Genomic DNA, 23574 nt, shown 5'->3' on the forward strand with positions numbered 1-23574 from the left:
GCCGGCGGGGCGCCTTACCCCTGTTGAAGACGAGGAAGAACCATGAGAGCGAGAACAGGTGTGACCGGGCTGATGGCCGCCGTGTGCGCGGGCATCCTTCTGGCGCCGTCACCGGCCGTCTCGGCCCCGGCGCCGCAGGGCGGGTCCGAGGCCCGGTCCGGCGCCAAGGGCGTGATCGGCGATCCCGGGGCCGCGTTCTGGGCGAAGCACAAGCGGGTCGGAGAGGTCGCCGACGCGCTGGTCGCGGCGGCGGGGAAGCTTCCGCGACAGGGCGGCGGGTACGGCGGCCTGATCACCGCCCCGAAGAAGTCCGCCATCACCCTGTACTGGAAGGGCACGGTTCCCGCCCCCGTACGCCAGGCCATGAGGAGCGACCGGCGGGTGACGGTGAAGGTCGCCCCCGCGCCGTACACCCGCCACCAGCTCATGACCGCCCGCGACCGGGTCTTCAAGCAGCAGTCCGAACTCCCCGGCAGGCTGACCGGCATCGGGCCCAGCCCCGACGGCAAGGGGCTGCTCATCGGCATGGCCCCGGAGCGCGGCAAGAACACCCTCGCGCGGAAGGCCCCGGCAGCCGTCGCCCGTGGGGTCGCCGACATCACCGGCGGAATCGCCGTCGTCAAGGTGGAAGCCTCTTCGCCGGAATCCGCCGTGGGCAAGGCCCCCCTCGCCAAGGCCCTCCTCGCCGACAAGCGCATGGAGGCCTTCGCCGTCGGCAGGAACGGCCAGCAGGCGTACGGAGGCGCGGCCTGGGTCTACAAGGACAGCGCCGGGACGCACTTCTGCACCACCGGGTTCGCCGTGCAGTACACCGCATCGCCGGGAACGCAGCGTATGTCCAGTGCCGCGCACTGCGGCACCCCGAACGGCCCGGCCCACAGCCCGGAGTACCCCACCAGCCGACCCTTCGGCCGGATGCATACACACCATTACAACCGGGACATCAGTATCATGAACGCGGCACAGGCCGGTGCCAACAACTTCTTCCAGCCCAGCATCTGGTTGGGGCCCTGGCGGGGGCAGCCCTCCGGCCAGTCGAGAAAGGCGGTCGCCGACCTCGGCAACAACCACGTGGGGCAGTACGTCTGCTCGTCGGGCGCGATCTCCGGCTCCCTCTGCGGCATCAGGATCGTGGCGACCGACCAGATCATCCCGGTCGACGGCCCTGCGATCGTCTACAACGGCGTCAAGGTCGCGGAAGACCACGGCTTGGCGATCTGGGGCTCGGGCGACAGCGGCGGACCGATCGTCGGGTACCTCGACAGCAGGTCTGTGCACGCCAACGGCATCATCTCCGCTTCGGACAAGAAATACGGCGCAACGTGCAACGGGTACAGCAACCGCAAGTGTGCCAGTGTCGGCTGGTACGCACCCCTTGAGGGCTTCCTCCAGGATTGGGGCCTCCAGCTGATCGTCCAGTAGGAGCGCTCATCGCCCGCCCGGCCGGATCGAGCAGGCCTTCCTTACGCGGAGTACCAGGCCACTGGCCGCCCCGGGAGCCGGGGCGGCCAGTGACGCCTCCGCAGGGTTGTGCTCGTCCGCCGGCCCGGCCCGGAGTCGCGTTTCCACCCGGCACATTGCTACCGGGGCGTGGCGTGGGGTCGGAGTTCGGCTGTCCAGATTCCGGCGGGGTGTCACATGTTCCCGGACATTCCCCAGGATCGCCGCCTCCAGACGATCCTGGTGCCGAAGGTGTGGCCCCTCGACGAGGGGGGCGCCGGTTCATGGGTGCCGTTGCCGTGGTTCGGGGAGACGGTCGGGTGGCCAGAGGTGGCGGGAGGCGGCGATGGAGATGAGGGCTCCGGCCAGGACGAGGCCCGCGCGGACGAGCGCCGCGTACCAGGGGGTGGGTTGGTCGAAGTCGGTGAGGAGGAGCAGGAGCAGGGGGAAGGCGAGGCACCAGTAGAGGTAGTTGGCGGGTCTGAGGGCGTAGGCGAGTGTGCCCGCGACGGCGATGACGCCGGTGACCGCCCAGGGGCCCGGGTGGGTGAGGAGGGCGAGGGCGGCGGCGATCCCGCCGAGGGTGTTCCCGACGATCCGCTGGCGTGCCTTCGTCTGGGTGGCTTCGGGGGTCGGGCGCAGCGAGAGCAGGATCCCGGTGAGGAGCCAGTGGGCTTCGCCGGTGAGCCGGTGCAGGGCTGCCATGAGGGCCGAGGCTGTCCCGAGGAGCAGTGCGAGGCGGGCGGCGTGGAGCCAGTCCTGTCGGGTACGGGCCGGATCGCGGTACGGGGGCGGGTTCTTCGGGTTTCGGCGGGGCAGGAGGAGTACGGCGCCCCACAGGCTGCCGGCGAGCTGGGGCAGGGCCGGGATGCCGAATCCCTCGACGGGGCCGGTGATGCCGACCAGCACCATGGCCAGCCCCGCCGTGTTCCCGACGCGGGGCAGGACCGCGCCCGCCGCCGAGGCCACCGCGATGGCGGGCACGAGTGCCCAGACGCTCCCGCCGACGAGGAACACGTACAGCCCGGCCAGAGTGATCGCCGCCGTGCGCGCGGCGAGCCAGCGTACCCGTTCCCCCCGCCCGGCCTCCGTCGGCAGGGGCATCACCACCAGCAGTGCCGGAAGAGTCAGCGCCGCACCCGCCCCGGGATGCCCCGTCGCCGTGCCGACCAGGAGAGGCACGGCCAGCGCGGCCCCGGCGGCGATCCCCGCCGGCCAGTCCGCCGGAGCCTGTACCCGCCAGTCCACACCCCATAGCCGGGTCCACCTCCGCGACCGGGGACGGCAGGTGAACGAACGGCCACGGCCGCCCATCGGTCCCCGCCGCTCGCCCGCCCCGTCCTCACCCCGGCTCTGCTCCACGACCGACAGCCTGGCGCGAGCGCCCCGCGCCTCCGGCCACGTTGCGCCATCAGCGGCGTGTCCACCCGTACCGGGGCGCCGACGGCAGCGCCTGGGCCGCTGGTCCGGCGCCCTGTCCAGGTGGGCGGATATCCGCTTGGTGGGCCCTGTCGCCCATGCTGGAATGCGCGGATGGACACTTCTGAGGTACTCGCCCTCTTCGACCGTCAGATGCGGCGGGACGCCTTGGCCGACGCGTCCGGCGCCCGGGTCGAGCGGGTCGGGAACGTGGTGCGGCAGGTCGGCGTCAAGGGTGGCTGGAGCGCGGTCGTCTGGTCCGGCCTGGACCAGGTCACAGCGCGGCCGGCCATCGCCGAGCAGGTGCGGTACTTCACCGGGCTGGGCCGTGGGTTCGAGTGGAAGCACTACGCGCACGACCAGCCGGAGGATCTCGGCGAGCTGTTGCTGGCGGCCGGGTTCGAGGCCGGGCCCGACGAGGCCCTGATGATCGCCCGGATCGCCGACCTGCCCGAGGGCGGCGGACTGCCCGAGGGGGTCCGGCTGCACCCGGTGACCACCCCGGCCGACGTGGACCTCATGCTGTCCGCGCACGAGGGGGCGTTCGGGACGGCCGCGGACTGGCTGCGGCCGGATCTCCTCGCCATGCTGGCCGAGAGCCCGGGGACGGTCGGCATGGTCGTCGCGATGGCCGGCGACCTGCCGGTCTGCGGGGCGCGGATGGAGCTGCACCCGGGTACCGAGTTCGCCAGCCTCTGGGGCGGCGGAACCGTACCCGCCTGGCGCGGCCGGGGGATCTACCGGGCGCTGGTCGCGCACCGCGCCAGGATCGCCGCTGAACACGGCTACCGCTATCTACAGGTGGACGCCTCGGACCAGAGCCGCCCGATCCTGCGCCGGCTCGGTTTCACCGCGCTGAGCACCACGACCCCGTATCTGTACCAGCCGTAGTCGGTGGCCTCCCGCTCAACGCGTCCCGCTCTCGCCCGAGACGAGCGACGAGCGACGAGCGACGAGCGCCGAGGGCCGTTCCGGGGCGTACCTCCCGGCGCGCCACGGAGGTCTTCAGGGACCGTCCCGGCTTCCCCGGCCGCCTCGGCATCCGCCCCCGCCCCCGTACGACAACGTCGGCCTTCACGACCACAGGGTGGGTCCTGAAGACCGACGTCACGCCGGGCCTCGGATCAGCGATCAGCTGCGGAACTCCCCGTACGTCCGTACCCAGGGCGTCCAGACACCGCCCGGCCAGCCCTGGGTACGGTGGTGGGCGCGGCCGGTGGCGTCGATGCCGAGCAGATCGATCCGGCCGTCGGTATTGGCCTCGGCGGCGATCTGGGTCAGCGAGCCGTCGAGCTGTGTCCAGGTGCCCCAGCCGCCGCCGGGGGTGGTCTGCGAGCGGGTCCACAGCTCGTTGGTCCCGCTGGTGCCGAAGACATGGAGCCGTCCCGCGCCGTCGCGGGCGGCGGCGATCGAGAGCAGCGCCGCGCCCAGGGGAGTCCAGGGGGACCAGCCGCCCCCGCCGGTCTGCCAGCGGTGGTAGACCTCGCCGGTGGTGTCCAGGCCGAAGAGTTCGATCCGGCCGTTCATGTTGCTCTCGGCGGCGATCCGGGTCAGGTTCCCGCCGATCAGCTTCCAGCTGGTCCAGGTTTCGCCGCCGGGAGTGGTCTGCGAGCGGGTCGTCGCACCGATGCCGTCGATCCCGGTGGCGAAGTGGTGGAGCCGTCCGTCGGCCGCGCGGGCGACGGCCATGGACGAGACCTGGCCCTCCGACTGGGTCCAGCCCGACCAGGTCCCGCCGGGATCGGTCTGCCAGCGGCGCTGGGCCTGGCCGGTGATGCCCCCGCCCAGTACCTCGATCCTGCCGTCGGCGTTGGCCTCGGCGGAGACGCTGTGGACCCGCTTGTCGAAGTAGGTCCAGTCGGTCAGCGGGCCGCCGGGGTAGTTCTGGGTCCCGGTCTGGATCCATCCGGTCCGGCTGATACCGAAGAAACGGAGCCGTCCGTCCGCGCCCCGGGCGATGGCGACCGATGAGCCGGAGACGGGGTCGGTCCGGGTCAGGGGCGGTGCCGGGGCGGCGTCGGGCGCCGAGGCGGCGGTGGCCGTACCGCCGAGGAGGGGGGTGAGGAGCAGCAGCCCGAGGGCGGTGGTGAGGGCGGCGAGCCGGGTGGCCCCGCCGTGTCTGCCGTGTCTGCCGTGTCTGCCATATCCGTCGTACCTGTCGTGCCTGCCGTGTCTTCGCGGAATCCGGTGCGGTTGGCGCAAAGTGACTGCCCTGCTTTCCGGTCTGCGGGACCCCGGCCGGGGGTGCTGACGGCGGGGCCCCTGTCGGGGATCCATCCGGTGGGGATGGCACGGGTGGTCGGGTGACGCGGGGTGGCCGCAGGCACCGCGAAGGACCCGCCCGGTGAGCGTGACCGGGGCGCGGCCCCTTGTCGAGGGAGCGATCCGGCCACGGACCGGGAAGCCCCAGGACCGCACGCGAGGGCTTACGGCGGCGGTACGGTCGCGCCCGGTCGGACTCAGCCGCCCGGACCGGCGGCCCGGGTGACCGCCGCCGGGAGGCCCTCGCGGACCGAGGTGATCAGGGCCCGGCTGGCATCGCGCGCGGCGGCGCTGCCCTCGACGGGAACACTGCCCGCGCGCTGGCCCAGGACGACGCCGAGGACGAGCCGGGGCGTGCCGCCGATCTTCTGGGTGGCGGCCCAGACGAGGTTGCCGCCCGCCGGGGTGGAGGAGCCGGTCTTCAGCCCGATGACACCGTCCCGGCCCAGCAGCTTGTTGGTGTTGGCGAGCCGTACACCGCCGGGCGGCGTCACGGCGGGTGTGGCCACGATCGCGCGGAAGGCCGGGTCCTTCATGGCGGCGCGGGCCAGTTTCATCTGGTCGGCGGCGGTGCTGCGGGTGTCGGACTCGATGCCGCTCACCCCGGTGTAGGTGGTGCGGTCCATCCCGAGTGCGGCGGCGGTCCGGTTCATCTTGGCGACGAACGCCTTCTGGCCGCCCGCGTCCCAGCGGGCCAGCAGCCGGGCCACATTGTTGGCGGAGGACACCATCATGATCTCCAGCAGTTCACGCTGGGTGTAGGAGCGTCCGGCCAGGACGGGTGCGGCCGATTCGACGGAGGAGAACGCCTCGTCGGCCGCCTGCTGGTCGGCGACGATGCTCGCGCCGCTCCCGCCGTCCTTCATCGGATGGTCCTTCAGGATCACATAGGCGGTCATGACCTTGGTGACGCTGGCGATCGGGACAGGGGTCTGCCTGCCCTTGGTGCCGAGGCTGCCGATACCCTCGACGGCCACACTGGCCTGGCCCTCGTCCGGCCAGGCCAGGTCCATGGACTTGGCGACGGAGGCGACGGCCGGGACGCCCGGGTCGGGCAGCCCTTCGTCGGCGGGCCGGGTGCACGCCCCGGCGAGCAGCGCGCCGACGGCCAGGGAGACGAGGAGCAGACGGCGGCGGCCGGGGAGCGCGGCGGGCCGGGCTCCGGGACCCGGTCGGGTGGGGCGGTGAACGGCGAACATAGGGGACACCTCCGGTGATTCCGGGTGCTGTCAGGCACCTGGAACCACCTTCGGGGAGGCATTCTTCGGCACCGGTGCGGCACCGTTTCCACCGCCGCGTAGCTGCGTTGCCGTTACGTTTCACCTCGCGCCGACGGCCGCACGTCTGTACGGCTGTACAGACGTACAGACGTACAGACGTGCGCGGAACGGGTCAGAGGTCCAGGGTGGCGACGGCGCCGCCGTCCGGGGCGTTGGCGAAGGTCAGACGGGCGCCGAGGACCCCGGCCTGCCCCTGGGCGACGGTCAGTCCGAGCCCGTGCCCGCGCCCCCGCTCGCTCACGCCGGTGCGGAAACGCTGCGGGCCCTCGTCGAGCAGTGCGGCGGGGAAACCGGGGCCGTGGTCGCGGACCGTGATCCGGTTCCCGGTGACGGTGATCCGGACGGGCCCGGCGCCGTGCCGCTGGGCGTTGACGACGAGGTTCACCACGATCCGTTCCACCCGGCGCGGATCGGTCTCCACCCGGAGGTCGTCCCCGGCCGGGAGCGTGACCGCGACTCCGGGGCCCGCCTCCAGCCGGCGTACGACATCGGTGACGAACTCGCCGAGCGGCACGGCGTCGAAATCGGCCCGTTCGATACCCGCGTCGAGGCGGGAGATCTCCAGCAGATCCTCGACCAGGGCGTTCAGCGCCCGTACCCGGTCCCGGAGCAGGACGGCCACCTCATCGTCGTCGGGCAGCAGTCCGGCGGTGGTGACCAGGCCCATCAGCGGGGTGCGCAGTTCGTGCGCGACATCGGCGGTGAACCGCCGCTCGTTCTCCAGTCTGCGCTGGAGGGCCGCGGCCATCTCGTCGACGGCGGCCGACATCTCCGTGACCTCGTCGTGGGCGCGTCCGCGACGGCCGATGCGGGCGTCGAGATCGCCGTCGGCAATCGCGCGGGCGGTACGGGCACCATGGCCCAGACGCCGGACGACCGGTTCCATGGCCAGCGCGGCGAGCGGGACGACGACGGCGAGGGCGACGAGGACGGAGGTGAGGATGGAACGGTCCTGGAGTTGGAGGCTGCGTTCCTCAAGGTACATATCGGTCCTGGCGATCAGGATCCTGCCGTCGTCGAGGGTGGTCGCCGCCCACATCCAGTGCACATTGGGCTTGTCGACCTCGTACCAGGTACCGATGTCCCCGCCCTCGCGTCGCTTCTCGGCCAGATCGCGCATCAGCGGCGGGGGCGTCTGGTCCGGGGTACGGAGATCGGCGTCCGCCGGCCGCTTCCCCAGCCGCGCGTACCGCTCCACCACTGTCTCCAGCTCGGTGACGGCACGCTCGCGTCCCACTCTGAGCAGTCGGTCCTGGTTGTCGTCCCGGACCAGGAAGGCGATCACGGCCGCGACGGCACAGCAGGCGAGGGCGGTCAGCGCGGCGATCTTCCAGCGCAGGGCGCGGGGATCGAAGAGGTCCACGGTGATCAGCCGCGGACGAGTTTGTAGCCGAACCCGCGGACGGTCTCGATCCGGCCGCTGCCGATCTTCTTCCGCAGCCGCAGGACACAGAGGTCCACGACACGGGTGTCGCCCTCCCAGCCGTAGTCCCAGACCTCGCGCAGCAGCTTGCGGCGGTCGAGGACCACTCCGGGGGTGGCGGCGAACTCCAGCAGCAGGCGCAGTTCGGTGGGGGTCAGGGGGATGATCTCGCCGGCCCGGCGGACCTCCATTCCCCGGGTGTCGACACTGAGGTCGCCGAAGACCAGGGGCCCGCCGCCCTGCTCCGAGGGCCGGGCGGGTGCGCCGCCGTGCCCCGGGGGCCGGGCGGGTACGGTGCCGTGCCCCGAGGAGCGGGCGGGTGCGGTGTCGTGCCCCGGGAACCGGGCGGGTTCGGTGGTGGCGGCGGACGACCCGGACGGGCGGAAGGTGGCACGGCGCAGCAGGGCGCGGATACGGGCGACCATGACCGCGGTGTCGACGGGTTTCACCACATAGTCGTCGGCGCCCGCCTCCAGACCGGCGACCACGTCGAGGGCGTCGCCGCGGGCCGACATCATCAGCACCGGTACCTGGCTCTGCTCGCGGATCCGGCAGCACAGGCCGATCCCGTCGAGTTCGGGGAGCATGACGTCGAGGATCAGGAGATCGTGGTCGGCGTCCCGGAAGGCCTCAAGACCGCCGAGTCCGTCGGCGGCCACCGTGACCCGGTACCCGTAGCGCTCCAGGGCGAGCTGGACGGAGCGCCGGATGGCGTCGTCGTCCTCGACGAGAAGCACCTTGAGAGGGTCCGGGACCCGGGGTTCCGACACACCGCTCACCTGGCCACCTTCGTTCATCCGGACCCTCGTATCGTAATCGGTCGCCGATCCCGCCCCGGCTCCGGGCAGGGGGGTCACAGTCGCAGGGAGGCGGCGACGGGCAGATGGTCGCTGCCGGTCGCGGGCAGGGTCCGGGACGAGCGTGGGGTGATCCCCTTCACATGGATGTCGTCGATACGGACCAGGGGGAAGGCGGCGGGCCAGGTGAAGCCGAATCCGTCGCCGGCCTCCGCCTGGACCGAGCGGAGCGCCGAGAAGACGGGGGCGAGCGCCGTGTCCCGGGAGGTGCCGTTGAAGTCGCCCATCAGCACGACCCGGGGCAGGGGCTCCGCGCGGAGCGCCGCGGCCAGGGCCCGGGCGGCGTCGTTGCGGCGCCCGGTGGTGAACCCGGCGGCGGGATGGACACGTACCGACGCGAGGTGGGCGACATAGAGCGCGACGGGTCCCCGCGGGGTGTCGGCCGTGGCCCGTACCGCACGGGTCCACGGCATGATCGGCACCTCGGCGACATCCTTGAGCGGATAGCGGCTCCACAGACCGACTCCACCGCGTACCGCATGGTGCGGGTAAGTATCGGCCAGCACGCGTTCGTACACCTCCACGGAGTCCGTGGGCAGCTCCTCCAGCGCCAGTACGTGCGCGTCCAGGGCGGCCAGGGCGCGCGCGGTGCCCGCCGGGTCCGGGTTGGCCTCGTTGACATTGTGGCTCACCACGGTCAGGTCGCCGCCGCCCGCGCTCTTGTCGGTGAGGGTGCCGCCGAAGAGCACCGCCCAGACCACGACGGGCGCCAGGGCGGTGACGGCCGCGAGGCGGGAGCGGCGCACGGCGGCCAGTGCGAGCAGTACGGGGACGGCGACAACCGTCCAGGGCAGCATCGTCTGGAAGAGGCTGCCGAGATTGCCGAACCCGTTGGGGATCCAGCCGTGCAGTGCCATCAGCCCCGCCCAGAGCGGCCCGGCGGCGGCGAGCACATACCCCCGGGGGCGGGCGGTGGTACCCGGCCGCTCCGGCGTCGGGTCGGTGGCGGGTTCAAGGACTGTCGGAGCGCTCGGCACGTACGGTGTCTCCCCATCTTCTCTCCACCCGGGGTGCCGGGTACGCCGCCAGCCTCGGGGAGGTGGACTTCTGCCTGGTCAACGGCGTGCTTCAGCGGTCGCGCGGCTCTGTATCAACGCGCCATGGCGCGGTTGCCCCGGTGATACAGAACCGATGGGCGGCCGATGTCGTATCCGTGTGCGGCGGCTACACACGCTGCCCACAGTGGGAAGGTCCGCGGACGCCGTGGACTCCTCACCTTCCCCCCTCACGGAGGCTTCTTCTCGTGTCACCGATGACTGATCACCGCAGCGATCCCCACAGCACCGATCACCGCAGCACCGATCACCGCCGTGAGCAGTCCGGCCCGGCCGGGGTCGTGCACCGCCCGGCCGGGGTCGTACGCCGTCGCGCCCTGACCGTCTCCGTCGTGGTGCTGGCCGGGCTTCAGGCGAGCACCGGCGTCGTCGCCGCGCAAGGTGGTGAGCGTGCGGTCGGGGAGGGACTCCGGTGGCAGCTCTGCTCGACCGTGAAGGCGGGCTGGCCGATCAAGAACGACACCCGCTCCGAGTGCGCCGAGCTGTCCGTACCGATGGATTACGCGAGGCCCGAGGGCCGGAAGATCACGATCGCGGTGAGCCGGGTCAGGGCCACCCAGCCGAAGGCATCCGCGGCGCCCCTCGTGTCCGTCCTGGGCGGACCGGGGTTCTCCAACATCAGCGACCCGGCGACCATGACACAGCGCGGACTCGCCGCGCTCAACAGCGACCGCGACTTCATCGGGCTGGACCTCCGGGGGACCGGATACAGCGACGGGATCCCCTGCGATCAGAAGCCTGGGCCCGAACCGGCGCCGACGACGCCGGAGAAGAAGATCCAGAAGGCCTTCTTCGACCACCAGGCCGAGTACAACACCCGCTGTGCGGCCATCGACCCGGGGTTCGTACGGCAGATCACCCCGGAGAACGCCGCCCGCGACATCGACCGGTTCCGCGCGGCGCTCGGCGCCGAGAAGATCAACTTCTATGGGGCCTCCTTCGGCACCGCCATCGGCATGGCCTACCGTGCCCTGTTCGACCGGCGCACGGAGCGCATGTGGCTGGACTCACCGGTGCCTCCGACACGCCACTTGCCCACCATGGAAGGCGATATGGAGTCGGGGAGCGCCCAGGAATCCGCGCCGTTCGTGAAGTGGCTGGCGCAGCGGGACGCCGAACACCAGTGGGGCGCGGACGAGGCAACCGTGCGCGGCCGGCTGGGGGAGCTGCGCGGCCGGCTGGAGAAGAGGCCCCGTACCGGCGACGGAGTTCTCATCAACGGACGCTGGGTGCTCGACCAGGTCTTCCGTCCCCAGGAGGAGTGGGACGACGCGGCGAAGAACCTGGCCGCGGTGCGCAACGGCGCCACGCCATCGGTACCCCCGGCAGCCCCGGCAGCCCGGGCGCCCCAGGCGCCCCCGTCAGCCACCGCCGGAGCGACACCGGAACGCCCGCTCCCGCTCAGGACGGGCAACCCGAGCTACCTCTCCAACACGCTCCAGTGGTATGCCATGTTCTGCAACACCGACCTCGCGAGCCGCGGTTTCGCGGGCCTGTGGGCGACCCGTGAGACCCGCCGTGCGGCCGATCCCCTCACGGGAGGGACGCACTTCAGCTCCCCGTGTGCGAAGTGGCCGCTGAAGGCGCCGGCCGCCAGGCCCGCACAGGGCAACAGCGCGCTCCAGATCTCCGGCCATCTCTACGAGGGGGTCACCCCCTACCTCTGGGCCGAGCAGGCCAGGGACGCCACCGGAGGCACCCTGTTCACCATCCTGAACAGCGGGCACGCCGACCTGCCCTTCACCTCCTGCGCCGAGAAGGCGGTCACCTTCTTCCGTACCGGACACAAGGCCGAGGGCACCTGTGGCGGAGAGCGACAGCCCTGACCGGGTGACGGGATGCCCGGCAGGGGGCCGTCGGGCCTCCCGCCGGGACGACCGTGCGGCGGGGTACGGGGCAGCATGAGCCGGCCCCGCCCCGCGCACGGGAGGGCGGGTGCGCGCCTGAGACCATGAGCGGATGTCCGAGGAACCGAACGTGATGTCCAGCCTGTGGCCGCCCGTACCGTCCAGCGCCACCGACTGGCTGCTGGAGCTGTGCGGCGACGGCATCACCGGGTTCATGCCCCCGGCGATGCCCGACGCGGCGTGGGTGCTCAACGCCATGTACGAGCATGAGCAGGGGCCGGCCGACCTGTCGTACCACGAGCTCCATCAGGCACGTCTGGCGGACGGGAGCGCCCTGCCCCACATCGTGGGGGGTATCGACCTCGACGCCAGGGGCATCACCACCGGAGGTGGGCTGGGCCGCGCCCGCCACCCGGGCCCCGGCTGGCGGCGGCTGCGCTGGGCCGAGCTGGCCCGGCGGACCGGCGACCCTGCCGTGCCTGACGGGCTGATGCCCTCCTACCGGTGCTTTCCGTCGGCCAGGAAGGAGGGCAGCTGGCCGCTGAGCGTGGTCCCGCCGACCGAGGGGAGCCTGGACCGGGACACCTGGAACCGGCTGATCGCCGTTCTCACCCGGCACAGTCCCGCCGGCCCGGACACCCGCTGTCTGGCCTACTACAACCCGCTGATGCTCTCGGCCGTCGACTTCGACAACCTTCACGTGCGTGCGGGCCGGCTCGGCGACGCCGAGATCCTGTACGACGGGTCGGAGCCCGACTTCAGCCCGTCCAACTTCTGGGCCGATGACCGTTCATGGGTCCTGTGCACCGACTACGACCTGTGGGCCACCAAGGTCGCCGGGCCCCCGGCCCTCATCGACGCCTTGCTGAACGACTCCGACATCGAGGCGGTTCGCCTGCCCTGGGCGCACTGAGGAGGAGCGAGGCGTCCAACCGGGGTGGTCGTCCCGTCTGTCCATCATGGGCGAACGGGCATCCGATGGATCTCTTTCAGATGAATGCTCTGGCATCACCGGATCCTGGGTTCCACCCTCCTGTACTGATGTCACCAAGAGTTGCTCACGTGGCACCGAGTGGCGCGAAGGGTGAAACCTGCGGGAGACGCGGCCTCCCCCGGAAGGCGCCGGCAAGGAGTTGGGCTCATGACGCATCGCTTCGCACAGGCGGCCCGCGGGATCCGTCTGGCCGGGGTGGCACTGGTGACGATCGCGGGGACGGCGCTGCTGGCCACCCCGTCCGCGAACGCCGCGGAACAGTGCTGGGGCGAGGACGTGTGCCTGTGGGACGAGATCAACGGGCAGGGGCAGATCCACCGGGTCTCCACCCCGGCGGACGGCACCTGCATCCCCCTCGACAACGTTGTCTGGCCCGACGGCACCACCTCCAGGCCCAAGACCATCCACAACGCCGGATCCGGCGGACTTCAGCTCTACAAGAGCAATGACTGTTCCGACAAGCCGCGCTACCTGCTCGGCCCCAACAGCTTCGCCAATGGCGAAGGGCCCGGCTCGGCGCGGGTCGTCGACTGTGCGAGCGGCAAGATCTGTTTCTGGGAGAACGCGAACTTCTCCGGATCGAGGAGCTCGAAGGATTACGCGGACTCCTGCGCACCGGTCGGGGTCGACTCCGCCAAGGCGGTGTGGAACCGTACCGGCAGGTCCGTCGGCCTCTACGAAGGATGGCTGTGCGTGGGCGCGGGCTGGCAGCGGGACGTGGTCTCCGAGGGCTGGTTGTCCCTGGACACCGGCGTCTCCAAGATGAGCCGGGTCTGACAGCTCCCCCCGGCCGGTGGGGCCGATCCGCCCGGCACACCGGCACGGGAGGGTCGGCCCCCTCGGCCGTACCGTTGCTCTGGTCGTCGAGGGGGATCGGGCCGTCGGCGTCCGGCGGTCAGGTCGGGAAGCTCAGTGCGTGGTCTCCAAGCCGACAAAGAGTTCAGCGCACTCGGCGGCGAAGGAGCAGAGCTGGTCCACGAACTGCCGGTACTCCTGTGGATCCTGCACCGTGTTCGGCCTGGCATCGGTCCACCGCTGCCACAGGCCACCGGGGGCGAGGTAGCGGGACGCCCGATCGGTCCCCAGGACGGCATCGAGGTGAAGCAGTGTGCTGAGAGCGAAGGTCCGGTCGTGGACGAGGTCGGGCAGCGGCAAGTAGCGATCGAGGTAGCGGCAGACCAGATCGGCGTCCGCGCCGGTGCCGAAGGTGGCAAGGGTGATGCAGTAGGCCCCGCTGTAGGGGCCTCCGTCGGCCAGCAGAAGTTCGCCGATGCGGCTGCGGAACTCGGTCCTGCCGGCTACGGCGACCAGCCAGCAGGCAGTCCTGCGCTCTCGCCAGCCGCCTTCGAAGAGCGCATGGCCGTATCCTCGCCCGGCGAGGACCCGGCTGCCAGCGGTTTCCCCAGGGCCAGGGCCCCGTACAGCGATCACCGGATCTCTTCTTCAAGGTCGGAGCCGGCGCGGGATTGCGGCGATGGTGGCTGCGGCCCGGGAGGACTCGCGGGTCTTGTCGTACCTGGTGGCCAGGGAGCGCCATCGCTTCAACCTGAGGACGGCGGCGGCGTGGTGGAAGGTGCTCTCGGCACAACAGAGAATCGGTCCCCGGCGGAAGCAGCACCTTTCCGGCCATGGCTCCGCGGCAGGTCATGTGAGGCGTGGAGGCATGGAGGCATGGACCGCACGGTGCCGTCACGACCTGGCGACGGGGCGGCGCCCGGCCGGGGTGGTCGTCCTACCGTGTTCCTCATGCCGTGTTCCTCCGGTTGGCGCGGACGAGGAGCCGGATCAGCAAGGGAGCGCCGACGCAGGCCGTGACGGCTCCGGCCGGGACGCCCGGGGGGAGGACGCTGTGACACATCAGGTCGGCGAGGACGACGAGGCAGGCCCCGTAGACCGCGGAGGTGACGAGCGGTGGCCGGGCTCCGCCGGTCAGACGGAGCGCGATCTGCGGGACGGCGAAGGCGACGAAGCCCAGCGGCCCGACGGCGGAGACGGCCGCGGCCGCGAGCAGCACGGCGGCCAGCAGGGTGCGCAGCTGGGTCGTCCGCAGCCGTACCCCGAGTCCACGGGCGATGTCGTCGCCGAGCTGGATCGCGCCGAGGTGCCGGCCGAGCGGCAGCGACAGTGGGAGCATCGCGGCGAGGACGACGGCGACGGGGGCGGCGTGGTCCCATCCGCGTCCGTCGAGGTCGCCGAAGAGCCACGCCTGGGCGCTCGCGGCGTCGTCGACGCCGGCCCGGACCAGTACCCATCGGGTGAGGGCGGTGAGTACCGCGCCGACGGCGATGCCCGTCAGGACCAGCCGTTGGGGGTCGAGTCCGCCCCGTCCGGCGAGGATCCGGAGCAGGGCGGCCGCGGCGATACCTCCGGCGAAGGCCACGGGTACGAGACCGAAGCGCTGGAGTGCCCCGTCGGCCGGTCCGCCGCCGTACCCGGCCGATGTCGTTCCGACGATGACGAGCACGGCGGCCAGCGATGCTCCCTGGGTGACGCCGAGGATGTCGGGGCCGGCCAGCGGGTTGCGGGCGAGGGTCTGGGTCAGCGCCCCGGAGAGTCCGAGGGCCGCGCCGACCAGGACGGCCACGGTGATCCGGGGCAGCCGGATTTCCCTGACCAGCAGGGCGTGGGCGGGGTCGTCGCCGACGACCAGCGCGCGCAGCGCCGCGCCCGGGCCGATACCGAACTCGCCGGTCGCCAGGTCGACGGTGACGAGCAGGGCGAGCAGGACGAGTCCGGCGAGAGTCGCGGTCAGGGCCCGTGGTGACACGAGCCAGGAGGCGGACCTGAGGCGTATCGGCACGGGGGCCGGTCGGCGCCCGGCTCTCATCGGCGCACCGGCCCGGTGCGCCGGAGGACGATCACAAAGACCGGACCGCCGATGAGGGCCATCACGATGCCGACATGGACCTCCGACGGCGGGGCCATGACACGGCCGACCGTGTCGGCCAAAGTCAGAAGCAGTCCGCCGAGAACGGCCGAGTACGCGGTCACCCACCGGTAGTCGACCCCGCACAGGGCGCGGGCCACATGGGGGACGGTGAGTCCGACGAATCCGATCGGGCCGCAGGCGGCGGTGGCCGTCCCGCAGAGAACCATGATCGCGCCGATGCCGAGGAGCTTCTGCCGCGCCGGGTGCTGTCCCAGCGACCGGGCGACGTCGTCGCCGAGTTGCAGCGGATTGAGCCCGGACGCGCCGACGGCGGCCAGGAGCAGTCCGAGCAGGAGCAGGGGCAGGGCCTGGTGGAAGATGTCGAGGCCGCGGCCCATGACCGTGCCGGAACCCCAGACACGGTAGGCCTGGATCGAGTCGGCGTCGCGGAGCACGAAGGCCTGGGTGAGGGCCATCAGCAGGGCGGAGACGGCCGCGCCGGCCAGGACCAGGGAGAGCGGGTCGGATCCGCCCCGGCCGGAGCCGATGGCCAGGACGGCGACGGCCGCGGCGCCTGCCCCGGCGAGCCCGAACCACAGATAGCCGGAGATGTCGTCGACGCCGAACAGCGCGATGCCGAGCACCACGGCCAGCGCCGCGCCGGCCTCGACCCCGAGCAGACCGGGGTCCGCCAGCGGATTCCGGGTCTGCCCCTGCATCAGCGCGCCCGCGAGCCCGAGCGCGGCGCCGACGGCGAGGGCCAGTACCGTCCGGGGGACGCGCAGGTCGTGCACGATGATGGCCGCCTTGCTGCCGTCGGGGCGCAGCAGCACGTCGAACACCGTCGCGGGCGGGATGGCGTCCGCCCCCACGGCCAGACTGAGCGCCGCGACGACGGGCACCGCGGCGACCAGGAGCGCCAGTCGGATCCAGCGGCGGCGCGTGGCGGCACGGGCGGTCCCGGTGGGCGTTCCGCGAGGCACCATCGGGTCCGGTGCTCGCGCGGACCGGACCACCGCTCCGGGGGCGTGCCGCGGAGCCTCCGGTGGGGGTACGCCGTCCGAGGCGGGTTGCCGCCGCATCAGGCGGTCGCCTTTCTGAGGTGCTGGAACAGCGTGACGCCGCTCGCCTCGTCGGTGACGGTGCCGTCGCCCAGGAGGACGGCGCGAACATCGTTGAGGATCCATGGCACATCGAAGGAGCCGGAGCCGTACCAGGCGGCGAAGTCGACCGCGCCGACCGTGGCGTCGCCGACCTCGAACAGCGGGTTGTCCAGCGGGTCCGGCGCACCGTACTGGACGGATCCGGAGAGGACGAAGACGATCGGGGCGACCAGGTCGCCCAGCTTCTCCTCGCTGACGCTGGTGTACCCGTAGGTGAGACCGGTCCGGTTCTGGCCGTGCCGGGCGGGGCGTTTGAAGCCCAGGCCGGTCAGGACCGGGCCGGCGGTCCGGCCGCTGCCGTAGGCGCAGAAGGTTCCGTCTCCGCACGCGGACATCAGCGACACGGTCTTCCCGGTCCGACCCGCCTTCTCCAGGTCGCCCTTGGTGGTGGTGATCGCCTGGTCGAGGTGGTCGATGACGGTCTCGGCCCGGTCGCTCCGGCCGGTGGCCCGGCCGAGGAGCCGCAGGTTCTCGTGCCAGGGCGCGGAGGCCGGGGTGATCAGCACCGGTGCGATCCTCCTCAGCTTCTTGATCAGCTTGTCGCTGCTGAGGCTCCGCTCTCCGACGATGAGCGACGGCCGGGCCTTGAGGACCAGCTCGACCTTGTCGGGATCGACCAGCTCGACGCCCTCGTCGGCCAGCAGCCGCCGGCGCGCTTCCATGGCCGCGTCGCCGCGGTGGGTGTAGGTGCCGGAGTGCGTGGGGGTGACGCCGATGCCGAGGAGTTCGGTGGCCGTCCTCGGGTCGAGGGCCCAGATCTTCTCGTCGGTGACCGGGACGGTGGTCCTGCCGTAGGCGCCGGTGAGCGTGACCCGGTCGGTCCCGCCGACGGCGGCGCCCCCGCCGGGGCCGCCGGAGCCGCAGGCGGTGAGGACGAGCACGGCCGCGGCGAGCGTGGCTGTCGCGCGCGCGGCACGGCGACGGATGGCGGGGCTCAGCATGGGCGGGGTTCTCCTGATCGATGTCGCGGTGGTGGATGTGGCGGGTGGCAGGTGATGGGTGGCGGGTCGAGGCACGGCGCGGCACGGCGTCGGCGATACGCGGACGCCGGTACGGATCAGTGCGCCGGTACGGGTCAGGACGCCGGTACGGGTCAGCGCGCCGGGTCGGGTCAGGACGCCGGGTCGGCGATGCGCCAGTGCCGTGCCCGCTCGTACCGCCGACTGAGCCGGGCGAACGCCCCGCCCGTACGCAGCAGCTCCGCGGGCGGGCCGGTCTCGACGACCCGGCCGCCGTCGAGCGCGACCACCTGGTCCGCCGCGGCCAGGGTGGCGGGACGGTGGGCGATCACGATCACGGTGCGCCCGGGGTCGGCACCGAGGTTGGCGACGGCCTGCGCGACCGCGGCCTCGTTCTCGGGATCGAGCGCGGAACTCGCCTCGTCGACGAGGACGATCCGGGCCCGCTTGAGCATCGCCCGGGCAATCGCGACGCGCTGGCGTTCGCCGCCCGACAGCTGCGCGCCGCCCTCGCCCACCCTCGTACGCCAGCCGTCGGGAAGTCGTCCGATCACCTCGTCGAGCCGGGCCGCGGCCGCCGCCTCGCCCAGCTCGTCCCAGGTCGCCTCCGGGCGCGCCAGGCGCAGATTGTTCTCGATGGTGTCGTCGAAGAGGTAGACGTCCTGGAAGACGATGGCGATCTCGTCGAGCAGCGTGCCGGGATCGAGTTCGCGCACGTCGACACCGCCGACGCGGACATGTCCCGCGTCGACGTCGAAGAACCGGGCGACGAGCCGGGTCACCGTCGTCTTCCCGGAACCGGACGGTCCGACCAGGGCGGTGGTGGTGCCCGGCCGGCAGCGCAGCGAGACCTCGTGCAGCGCGGGGGCGTCGCCGCCCGGGTAGGTGAAGACGACGTCGGAGAGTTCGACGTCGGCCTCCTCGATCACGCGCACCGGGTCGGCCGGCAGCGGCGGTGTACGGGTGGCCAGCAGCTCCTCGATGCGCGCGATCTGGTTCCGCATCGCGCGCAGTGCCCCGATGAGGTCGATGAGATTGCCGAGCGGCTCCAGGAAGCGGGCGGCCAGTACGAGGAGCGCGATGGCCTCGGCGACCCCGATGCGCTCGCTGAGCATGAGTTCGGCGGCGAGCGCGAGCACCGCGACGAACCCGCCCATGATGACGCCGGTGTAGACGAAGAACGGTCGCCGCGCGCGGCGCATGCCGTCCCGGTAGGTCTCGCGGTGGTCGACGAGCGCGGCATGCATCCGGGGTGTGCCGTGGGCGTGACCGGCGGCCCGCAGCACCGGCTGGGCCTGGGCCAGCTCGATCGCCCGGCCCGCGACCCCGGTCGACGCCCGTTCCAGCTCGATCTCGGCGATCTCGGCGATCCGCGCGGCGCGGCGCAGCGCCCACAGGGCGACCAGGGCGATCACGCACAGCAGCAGTGCCATCCGCCAGTCGACCGTGAACGTCACGGCGACGACCGTCGCGGGCAGCAGCGTCGAGGTGATCACTGGTCCGGCGACGGTGACGGCCAGGTGTGCGGCGTTGCCCACGTCCGCGGTCACCGCCCGCGCGAGCCGGGCCTTGTGCTCGGCGGTGAACCATCCCAGTGTCAGTGTGCTCACATGGCGCATCAACCGCCGCCGGAGCTGCGCCGCGAGGGAGCCGGCCGCGGCGAAGCCCACCGGGGTGGCGATGACGCTCAGCACTCCGTACGCGACCGCGCCGACCGCGCCGAGCACCAGCCACGGGGTGGCCGCGGCGAGGTCGGGCTCGGGGCGTACGACGGCGTCCAGGACGGGGACGAGCAGGCCGAGGAGGAGGCCCTGGAGGACGGCCTGTGCCGCCGTGAGCAGCCACAGACGGGCCAGCAGCCTCGGCTCGGGCCACAGTCGGTACAACCGGCGGATCATGAGAGCACCCCTTCCTGTGCGGCCCACATCCGGGCGTACAGCCCGTCGCGCGCCAGCAGTTCGTCGTGACCGCCGTGCTCGACCAGCCGACCCCGGTCGAGTACGAGGATCTGGTCGGCACCGGCGATCGTGTGCAGACGGTGGGCGATGACGATCACCGTCTTGCCGACGGCCAGGGCGGCCAGGGCGTCCTGAACCGCCGCCTCGCTGTCGGGATCCAGGGACGCGGTCGCCTCGTCCAGGAGGACGATCGGCGCCCCGGACAGGATCGCCCGTGCGATCGTGAGCCGTTGGCGCTCACCGCCGGACAGGCCGCCCCCGCCCGCGTCGAGGGGTGTGTCGTAACCACGGGGCAGACGTTCGATCACCTCGTGCAGGTGCGCGTCGGCCGCCGCCCGGCGGACCTCCGCGTCGTCGGCACCGGGCCGGCCGATGCGGATGTTCTCCGCGACGCTGTCGCGCAGCAGTGCGACATCCTGGAACACCAGGGACATCGACCCCAGCAGCTCGGCCGACGGGATCGAGCGCACATCGACGCCACCGACCCGGATCGCCCCGTCCGTGACGTCGTAGAAGCGCGGGAGCAGGCTCGCGAGCGTCGTCTTCCCGGCGCCCGACGGTCCCACGATCGCGGTCACCCGGCCCGGCGGACAGACGGCGCTGATGTCCTCGACCGCGTTGGTCACCCCGTCGTAGGAGAACGAGACGGTGTCGAACTCGACTCCGTGGCCACCCGGCGACCGCGGTCGTTCGGGCTCGGGCAGCGGCGAACGGGACAGCAGCCGTTCGATGTTGGCCGCGCCCATCCGGCCCTTGCGCACTCCCTGGGAGGCGGAGACGGCGGGGAGGATCGAGTTCGGCAGCCCGACCGCGACGATCAGGAATGCCACAAGGTCCGCGACGGCGAGCGACCCGTGGTCCAGGAGGGCCAGCCCGGTGGCCGTCACGGCGGCGAGGACGGCCATCTCCGAGCCGAACAGCCGTGTCGCCGCCGAGCTGTGGCGCACCTCGGCGACCCATGCGGCGAACGCCTGGGTGTGCTCGTCCACGGCGTCGTCGAAGCGGCGCAGGACGCGGCCCCCGGTGCCGAAGGTCTTGACCACCTGGATCCCGTCGGCGTACTCGACACTGGCGGCGCTGATCCGCGCGTCGGCGGCGACCAGGCGGTTCATATGGGTCGTCATGGATCGCATCGAGACGCGGTAGCAGACGGCCATCAGACCGAGGACGCCCAGCACGACGAGGGCCATCCGGACGTCGACGAGGAACAGATAGCCCGTTCCGACGACCGTCACGGTGACCGCGCCGGTGAGCTGCCCCAGGGCGTGCGCGATGACCTCGTGCATCTCTTCCAGGTCGCCCGTCATCGCCCTCTTGACCCGGCCCGAGCCCGAGGCGCGGAACCAGCCCAGCGGCAGCGCCCCGAGGTGGCTGACGATGCGTACGCGCAGGTGGTGCAGGATCGCCGCGTCGGCGTAGTGGCCCACGCGGGAGGACTGGACGAAGAGCACCAGCCACAGGCATGCGCCCGCCGCGCCGATGCCGACCCAGGTCCAGATGGCGGCTTCGGCCCCTGCGGGGTGTTCGAGCATGGCCCGCGCGATCTCGGCGACGGCGATGTAGGGCACGATGCCCGCCGCCGCGCTCAGGGTCGAGAGGACCGCGCAGATCACGAGGTGGGTGCGGACCGGTGCGAGCAGTCGTGCCAGGGCGCCCGCCCCGGCGAGTCCGGCCGGTTCGCCGGCGTCCTCGGGGGGCCGCGCCGCGCCGACCGTGCCGGTGTCCGTCGTCGTACCCATGCCTCTCCTTCTCTCTCAAGGGCCTCGGTCGCCGTCGGCGGGTTCCTGGACCCGTGGCTCATGGAGCAGCCTCCGCCGCCCGCCACCCCGGGGCGTTGTAAGGCATGCCTAACCTCACCTCGAATCTTGAGTCTTGAAGCCGACGTGATGTCAAATGGGCGCAGGGGCGGTCCACTCGGTGTCTCGACCGGCTCTGCGGGTGCCCGTTGTGGCCTTGCCCCGTCGCCGCCGGTGCAGTCGGTCTCCGTCCGTACGACGGACCGTCCCGGGCGTGACGAAAGGGGAGCCGGGGTGACGAAAATACGCCCTTGCTCAGCTGCGCAGATGGCCCCGCGGCAATCGAATCGGGGTCCGTATCAGCCGCAAGGGCGTCGAGTCACGGGAACGGCTCGGGGGCGCCGCAGGTGGGTGATCGAGCGGAGCGTGTCACCACAGAGGGCACGGTCCGGGAGAGCAAGGGTGGACGCCGGGAGAGCAAGGGTGGACGACACCGGATGTCCCTTCGTCAGGACATGCCAAGGGCACGCGGGGGGGGGACGGTGAATGTCGTGCGGCACCGTCGACCGGGCCCGCAGTGGCCGCCGGGGGCGGGCCGAGGCAGGGCCGGGCCCGAACCGTGCGGGAGCCGTGGGCCTGCCGCGACCGGCTGACCGTCAGTCCGGCGTTCGGGCGTTCCGGCGTTCCCGGCGAACTGCGCCCGCCCGCGGACACCGATGTGGGCGCTCACCTTGCGGCGGAGACGCGCCGCGTGGCGCAGGCGCTGCCGCGTAGGGCAGCGCCTGCGCCACGCGGTCTGTTGCGCGAGGCCGTCGGCGGCCGACGGCCTCGGAGGTCTGTCGGGCGGGCGTTCCTGACCGGTGCGGTCAGGGAGCGGGGCGGGAGCCCCTCCTCGTCAGAACTACGGTCGGCTCAGACGAAGTTGTTGAAGGCGATGCCGCTGGTGAGGGGGGTGCGGCCATTGCTCTGGGCTCCGTCGATCTTCACACGCTGCCCCGAGACGTGCTTGACGTAGATGCGCATGATGAAGGTACGGGTGCCGCAGGAGGGTTCGATGGGCATGGCGCTGATGGAGTGGTAGCCGGTGGTGTGGTGGGCGTCGTCGCCGACGGTGCGCACGACCGTGTCATCGCGGGTGCGGCAGGCGTGGCCTGTGGTGTCGAGCTGGATCAGCTCGAAGCGGGTGTTGACGACCGCTCCCGGGCCCTTGGGGGCGGACCACATGTCTTCTGTGCAGGAACCTGTTTTGTAGTAGCAGGTGGTGAGGCCGAGATTGGCCTGGGCGGAGACGCTGTCGGCGTCGGGATGGGCCTGCCACTTCTGGACGGGGGTGCCGGGCGGGCCGTCGTTGTAGAAGACCCAGGCATCCGGCTCCGCAGGTGAGGCACCAACATAGGTACAGCGCGCGACGGTCCCGGGAAGCTGAGGCACAGCGGGGTCGACGAATCCACCACTGGGGCAGTTGGGGTTCTGCCACCACTGGGCGCCGGGCCGGTCGCTGTCGTCGGACTCCAGCCAGGTGTTCCCCGCCTTCACGGTCAGATAGGGGTTGCCCAGCAGACTGGTGTAGGCGTTGACCCGGAGGAAGCAGGTATAGGTGCCTGCGGCGGGCGCGGTGAACAGCAGATCGGCGAAGAGCGGCAACCTCCCCGGAGTGGCGTAGGTGGTGGTGTCGTAGCCCTCGTGATTACGGGCCGAGGCGGCTTCCACGCTGACCAGAGTGCCGGCCGCGTTGTTGCAGTGGATCCGGGAGGTCATACCGACATTGCCCGTGATCGAGTTCGTGGTCTCGGCCCGGCCGCGCAGATGCCGCTTCTCTCCCGCGGCCATGGTCAGGGTCTGCTGGAGCACGTTCGCGAAGGTGTCGTCGTGGATCACGACATCGCTGCCCAGGGTCGTCCGGGTCTTCGTGACGGCGGACGTACCGCCGGCGGTGGTGCCGGTGGCACCCGCCTGTGTTCCCGCCAGCGGTATCAGCGCCATCGTCAGAACAGCCGTCAGGCCGGTGCGCCATCGCCGGGCCCAGAGTCTCGTCATAGCCGGTCACCACTCCTCGTATCGCTGCCGCGCCCTCACGGCCCGGCACTCCGCACATACAGGCCCCCGATACCGCCGGAGCCCTAGGGAGTCTCACCATTCAACGACCGAAAGATGCCGTGATCACGTGATCATGGGCAGCGGTACGCGCGGGGCCCGGATCGCACGGGGTCCGCGCCACCAGCGGATTCTCCTCCGCTCGGCTCGGTGCGCGACGGGGCGGGGTGCACAGAACCACGCGGCTCCGGGTGGCCGATTTTCGACCACCTCCGGAT

18 protein-coding genes and 1 pseudogene are annotated in these 23574 nt (G+C 72.0%); 6 read left to right on the forward strand and 13 right to left on the reverse strand.

What is annotated here, in order from left to right:
- Positions 1–42: 42 nt before the first annotated feature.
- On the forward strand, positions 43–1422 hold the full coding sequence (locus tag ABT354_RS25340; protein ID WP_351497694.1) for a chymotrypsin family serine protease: 1380 nt from the start codon (positions 43–45) through the stop codon (positions 1420–1422).
- A 300-nt stretch (positions 1423–1722) separates the two neighbouring features.
- On the opposite strand, the gene ABT354_RS25345 is transcribed toward ABT354_RS25340, so the two are convergent.
- Positions 1723–2688, reverse strand: coding sequence for an FUSC family protein (locus ABT354_RS25345; protein WP_351497696.1), 966 nt, complete (start codon positions 2686–2688; stop codon positions 1723–1725).
- A 285-nt stretch (positions 2689–2973) separates the two neighbouring features.
- On the opposite strand from ABT354_RS25345, the gene ABT354_RS25350 reads away from it, so the two are divergent.
- The gene (locus ABT354_RS25350; protein ID WP_351497698.1) at positions 2974–3750 is read left to right on the forward strand and encodes a GNAT family N-acetyltransferase; all 777 of its coding nucleotides are present in this window, start codon (positions 2974–2976) and stop codon (positions 3748–3750) included.
- Between the two features lie 240 nt (positions 3751–3990).
- Here the strand turns inward: ABT354_RS25350 and ABT354_RS25355 are convergent, their stop codons facing one another.
- The 5 genes from ABT354_RS25355 to ABT354_RS25375 all read right to left on the reverse strand — a co-directional run bounded on the left by ABT354_RS25355 (position 3991) and on the right by ABT354_RS25375 (position 9658).
- On the reverse strand, positions 3991–5061 hold the full coding sequence (locus ABT354_RS25355) for a PLL family lectin (RefSeq protein WP_351497701.1): 1071 nt from the start codon (positions 5059–5061) through the stop codon (positions 3991–3993).
- Between the two features lie 257 nt (positions 5062–5318).
- Positions 5319–6320 (reverse strand): D-alanyl-D-alanine carboxypeptidase family protein, encoded by a 1002-nt coding sequence (locus tag ABT354_RS25360; RefSeq protein WP_351497703.1) that lies wholly within the window; start codon positions 6318–6320, stop codon positions 5319–5321.
- Between the two features lie 193 nt (positions 6321–6513).
- Entirely contained in the window at positions 6514–7764 is a 1251-nt protein-coding gene (locus ABT354_RS25365) for a sensor histidine kinase (protein WP_351497705.1), read from the reverse strand.
- Between the two features lie 5 nt (positions 7765–7769).
- A complete protein-coding gene (locus tag ABT354_RS25370; RefSeq protein ID WP_351497707.1) occupies positions 7770–8621 on the reverse strand; it encodes a response regulator transcription factor in 852 nt (283 codons plus the stop codon).
- Positions 8622–8677: 56 nt separating this feature from the next.
- A complete protein-coding gene (locus ABT354_RS25375) occupies positions 8678–9658 on the reverse strand; it encodes an endonuclease/exonuclease/phosphatase family protein (protein WP_351497709.1) in 981 nt (326 codons plus the stop codon).
- Between the two features lie 275 nt (positions 9659–9933).
- Between ABT354_RS25375 and ABT354_RS25380 the strand changes: the two genes are divergently transcribed.
- The 3 genes from ABT354_RS25380 to ABT354_RS25390 all read left to right on the forward strand — a co-directional run bounded on the left by ABT354_RS25380 (position 9934) and on the right by ABT354_RS25390 (position 13354).
- The gene (locus ABT354_RS25380; RefSeq protein WP_351497711.1) at positions 9934–11562 is read left to right on the forward strand and encodes an alpha/beta fold hydrolase; all 1629 of its coding nucleotides are present in this window, start codon (positions 9934–9936) and stop codon (positions 11560–11562) included.
- A 133-nt stretch (positions 11563–11695) separates the two neighbouring features.
- Positions 11696–12496, forward strand: a complete 801-nt coding sequence (locus ABT354_RS25385; protein WP_351497713.1) for a hypothetical protein — start codon at positions 11696–11698, stop codon at positions 12494–12496.
- 228 nt (positions 12497–12724) lie between these two features.
- Entirely contained in the window at positions 12725–13354 is a 630-nt protein-coding gene (locus tag ABT354_RS25390) for a peptidase inhibitor family I36 protein (RefSeq protein WP_351497715.1), read from the forward strand.
- Positions 13355–13486: 132 nt separating this feature from the next.
- Here ABT354_RS25390 and ABT354_RS25395 read toward each other — a convergent pair whose 3' ends face one another.
- The 6 genes from ABT354_RS25395 to ABT354_RS25420 form a co-directional block, all read right to left on the reverse strand.
- Complete coding sequence (locus ABT354_RS25395; RefSeq protein ID WP_351497717.1) at positions 13487–14008, reverse strand: DUF6000 family protein; 522 nt, start codon at positions 14006–14008, stop codon at positions 13487–13489.
- A gap of 313 nt (positions 14009–14321) precedes the next feature.
- Positions 14322–15344, reverse strand: a complete 1023-nt coding sequence (locus tag ABT354_RS25400; RefSeq protein ID WP_351497719.1) for a FecCD family ABC transporter permease — start codon at positions 15342–15344, stop codon at positions 14322–14324.
- Between the two features lie 56 nt (positions 15345–15400).
- On the reverse strand, positions 15401–16432 hold the full coding sequence (locus ABT354_RS25405; RefSeq protein WP_351497721.1) for a FecCD family ABC transporter permease: 1032 nt from the start codon (positions 16430–16432) through the stop codon (positions 15401–15403).
- A gap of 95 nt (positions 16433–16527) precedes the next feature.
- Positions 16528–17550, reverse strand: coding sequence for an ABC transporter substrate-binding protein (locus ABT354_RS25410; protein WP_351497723.1), 1023 nt, complete (start codon positions 17548–17550; stop codon positions 16528–16530).
- A gap of 170 nt (positions 17551–17720) precedes the next feature.
- Positions 17721–19466, reverse strand: coding sequence for an ABC transporter ATP-binding protein (locus tag ABT354_RS25415; protein WP_351497725.1), 1746 nt, complete (start codon positions 19464–19466; stop codon positions 17721–17723).
- Positions 19463–21265 (reverse strand): ABC transporter ATP-binding protein, encoded by a 1803-nt coding sequence (locus tag ABT354_RS25420; protein WP_351497727.1) that lies wholly within the window; start codon positions 21263–21265, stop codon positions 19463–19465. The genes ABT354_RS25415 and ABT354_RS25420 overlap by 4 nt, the downstream gene beginning before the upstream one ends.
- A gap of 316 nt (positions 21266–21581) precedes the next feature.
- Between ABT354_RS25420 and ABT354_RS25425 the strand changes: the two are divergent.
- Positions 21582–21694, forward strand: a pseudogene (locus ABT354_RS25425) (IS5/IS1182 family transposase); the annotation flags it as partial.
- 480 nt (positions 21695–22174) lie between these two features.
- Here the strand turns inward: ABT354_RS25425 and ABT354_RS25430 are convergent.
- Positions 22175–23299, reverse strand: a complete 1125-nt coding sequence (locus tag ABT354_RS25430; RefSeq protein ID WP_351497729.1) for a hypothetical protein — start codon at positions 23297–23299, stop codon at positions 22175–22177.
- Positions 23300–23574 lie beyond the last annotated feature (275 nt).

It is taken from the genome of Streptomyces sp. NPDC000594, assembly GCF_040299965.1.
Taxonomy (GTDB): Bacteria; Actinomycetota; Actinomycetes; order Streptomycetales; family Streptomycetaceae; genus Streptomyces.

What these genes read in the sequence shown, in the direction of transcription:
- ABT354_RS25340 (WP_351497694.1), top strand. Translation starts at nt 43, where the DNA reads ATGAGAGCGAGAACAGGTGTGACCGGGCTGATGGCCGCCGTGTGCGCG.
- ABT354_RS25350 (WP_351497698.1), top strand. Translation starts at nt 2,974, where the DNA reads ATGGACACTTCTGAGGTACTCGCCCTCTTCGACCGTCAGATGCGGCGG.
- ABT354_RS25360 (WP_351497703.1), bottom strand. Translation starts at nt 6,320, where the DNA reads ATGTTCGCCGTTCACCGCCCCACCCGACCGGGTCCCGGAGCCCGGCCC.
- ABT354_RS25370 (WP_351497707.1), bottom strand. Translation starts at nt 8,621, where the DNA reads ATGAACGAAGGTGGCCAGGTGAGCGGTGTGTCGGAACCCCGGGTCCCG.
- ABT354_RS25380 (WP_351497711.1), top strand. Translation starts at nt 9,934, where the DNA reads ATGACTGATCACCGCAGCGATCCCCACAGCACCGATCACCGCAGCACC.
- ABT354_RS25385 (WP_351497713.1), top strand. Translation starts at nt 11,696, where the DNA reads ATGTCCGAGGAACCGAACGTGATGTCCAGCCTGTGGCCGCCCGTACCG.
- ABT354_RS25390 (WP_351497715.1), top strand. Translation starts at nt 12,725, where the DNA reads ATGACGCATCGCTTCGCACAGGCGGCCCGCGGGATCCGTCTGGCCGGG.
- ABT354_RS25405 (WP_351497721.1), bottom strand. Translation starts at nt 16,432, where the DNA reads ATGGTGCCTCGCGGAACGCCCACCGGGACCGCCCGTGCCGCCACGCGC.
- ABT354_RS25410 (WP_351497723.1), bottom strand. Translation starts at nt 17,550, where the DNA reads ATGCTGAGCCCCGCCATCCGTCGCCGTGCCGCGCGCGCGACAGCCACG.
- ABT354_RS25415 (WP_351497725.1), bottom strand. Translation starts at nt 19,466, where the DNA reads ATGATCCGCCGGTTGTACCGACTGTGGCCCGAGCCGAGGCTGCTGGCC.
- ABT354_RS25420 (WP_351497727.1), bottom strand. Translation starts at nt 21,265, where the DNA reads ATGGGTACGACGACGGACACCGGCACGGTCGGCGCGGCGCGGCCCCCC.
- ABT354_RS25430 (WP_351497729.1), bottom strand. Translation starts at nt 23,299, where the DNA reads ATGACGAGACTCTGGGCCCGGCGATGGCGCACCGGCCTGACGGCTGTT.